This is a genomic window from Acinetobacter sp. TY2 (genome assembly GCF_046269225.1).
Classification (GTDB): Bacteria; Pseudomonadota; Gammaproteobacteria; order Pseudomonadales; family Moraxellaceae; genus Acinetobacter.
In genome coordinates this window covers 1-2,640 of the sequence record NZ_JBJZOR010000058.1, presented here as the reverse complement: position 1 = coordinate 2,640, position 2,640 = coordinate 1, and the positions used below count along the sequence as shown (strand labels likewise).

The window sequence follows — 2,640 nt, the reverse complement described above, 5'->3', positions numbered from 1 at the left end:
TCCATCGATAAAGGTCATAGTGCATTTGTAACTATGGCCTTTGTCTTTTAAGGCGATCATCTTTACTGCTCTAGCGGTGTCTTCTTTAAAATAAACTCAGGATTTACTTCAGCAGGCAGGCTGGTCTTTAATCTGGTAGATTAACAACACCAAGCATAAAAATAAGTTTGATCCTATTTTAAATATGACACTTCATTTTTTCTATGCAGCCTCAGCGCGCAAAAAATCACAGTTAAAACCCTGACCTTTAAATTACGCTCATCCCTTTTAAATAATTCAGCCGTTTGCTATAGCGCGACTGATCTAAGGCTGAGTGCCTTATTTTTATAGAGATTCATCTATTTCTATTCTAATTTCTTAGCCATCAGTGTGCATCATGCAGATGTGCTTTAGCGACAGCCTCGCGGATATAAAAGAAAAAATTCTGATTCATCCCCCTAAAATCCTTATTTTTATTTTCGACACTATTTTGTGTGATGGGGTCTTATTTTTGACTATATTTTAGAATTTCCAATTGATTTATAATTAAAAATTTAGTTATATCAAATGTTTATGACTTAAATTTTTAGGTTTTAAAAAATAAAATTAAAATGCTACGGATGAATTGACATGGGTTTTTAAAGGTGTATTATAAATACATCTTTAGAAATTACCCTGTAGTGAGCTAAGCATTATGTTAAGCCAACATCAAAAAGATATTGTAAAAGCAACCGTACCTGTATTACGCGAAAATGGCGTTGCACTGACCGATTATTTCTATAAACGTATGCTGAACAATAATCCAGAATTAAAAGAAACCTTTAATATGGGGCATCAACGTACGGGCGCACAGGCCAAAGCATTGGCGGGCGCGGTACTGGCTTATGCCGAAAATATTGAAGATCCAATGGTGCTGGCGCCGGTGATTGAATTGATTTGTCACAAACATGTCAGTTTGAATATTCAAGCACCTGATTACGATATTGTTGGTGAAAACTTGCTGCATTCCATCAGTGAAGTGCTGAGTGTGCCGATGGAAGATGAGCTAATTAGTGCATGGGCTGCGGCGTATGGTCAATTGGCGAATTTGTTTATTGAAACTGAACAAAAAATGTATTTAGAACATGAACAAACCAAAGGCAGCTGGTTAGGCTGGCGCAACTTTGTGGTGTCTAAAAAAGTTAAAGAAAGCGATGAGATTACTTCGTTCTATTTGGTGCCTCAAGATGGCGGCGCGCTACCTGAATATAAAGCCGGACAATATGTCACTGTACGTCTGTTTATTGATGCACTAGGCTTTAAACAACCGCGTCAATACAGTCTATCCGACAGTTCAACTGGTCAGTATTTACGTATTTCGGTTAAAAATGAAAGTCCAAAAGCAGAAGGTCAAGATCCAGGTTATGTCTCATCGACTTTACATAACAAAGTCAAAGAAAATGATGTGATTGAGCTGTCTGCGCCGACTGGTAATTTCTTCTTGTTTAATCCAGAAAAAACCAATGTGTTGATTAGTGCGGGGATTGGTTTAACACCGATGATGGCCATGCTGAACCAACTTTTGACCGGTAATACCGATCCGAACGAAAAAGTGACCCTGTGGGAAAAAATCAAGGCGAACTTTAATAAGCCTGAACCTAAAAACCCGATTAACTTTATTCATGCAGTACGTAATTCACGTGTACATGCCATGAAAGAGACGGTGCAAGATTTGGCGAAAAAACATGACAATTTAAATGTTTTTGTGGCTTATGAACAAACCGACAGTAAAGATGTGTTGGGCCGTGACTATCATGCAGAAGGGCGTTTGAATCTAAAACAATTGGATGCCAAAATGTTACCAAAAGATGCAGATTACTATCTTTGTGGTCCTATTCCATTCATGCAAGTTCAACATAAAGCCTTGCTTGAATTGGGAATTCCAGCACAAAATATTCACAGTGAAGCATTTGGTACCGGTGGCGTTGCACTTTAAGACCTAAAGGAAGTAAGAGGGAACTTACGCCCTCTTACTTTTTTACCTTAATGAGAGCAAGATGAAATTAAACCAATTTACAGATATCGGGATTCGCGCTTTAATTTATTTGGCCCAGTCATCTACTGAGCCACCTTTTACCATCGAAAAAATGGCCAAAGACTTACAAGTCTCTAGAAATCACTTGGTCAAAGTGATTCATTTTATGGCCAAACAACAGTGGCTAACCACGTCCAGAGGCAAGGGCGGCGGCGTTAAATTAACCCATCCTTTAGCGCACTACTCGATTGGTCATCTGATTAAAACCTTACAAACTCATAATGCGGTATCAGCCCATTTGGTTAATTGTGACGCACCTGAATGTGTGTTACGCGCCTCATGTGGTTTACCTTATTTATTAGATCAAGCGCTCAGTCAGTTTTATCAGTTTCTCAATCAATATACCCTACAAGATATTTTACGTCGTCCCATGGCATCACCCACGATTTCAGCGCATCAATTAATTGATATCTTGGCCATTTCATAAGTTTTCTATGTAAAGATATTGGGATTATTGCTAAAAGCTGAAGTGATGATCACTCTGAGTCTTTTAACCGACTAAATTTTTAAACCAAGTGTTTTGCTGGCTCTATTGCATAAAATTGATTTAATAGTAGAGCGATATAAGCTGAAAGAATGCACAGAAT

The 2,640-nt window shown here is 38.1% G+C and carries 2 protein-coding genes; both read left to right on the top strand.

Annotated elements, in window-relative coordinates; genetic code table 11:
- Nucleotides 1–673: 673 nt before the first annotated feature.
- Nucleotides 674–1,954 carry an NO-inducible flavohemoprotein gene (gene hmpA / locus ACK1JC_RS16950; protein WP_092693055.1) on the top strand — a complete coding sequence of 427 codons (1,281 nt, stop codon included), beginning with the start codon at nt 674–676 and terminating at the stop codon, nt 1,952–1,954.
- A gap of 61 nt (nt 1,955–2,015) precedes the next feature.
- Complete coding sequence (locus ACK1JC_RS16945) at nt 2,016–2,480, top strand: RrF2 family transcriptional regulator (RefSeq protein ID WP_092693058.1); 465 nt, start codon at nt 2,016–2,018, stop codon at nt 2,478–2,480.
- Nucleotides 2,481–2,640 lie beyond the last annotated feature (160 nt).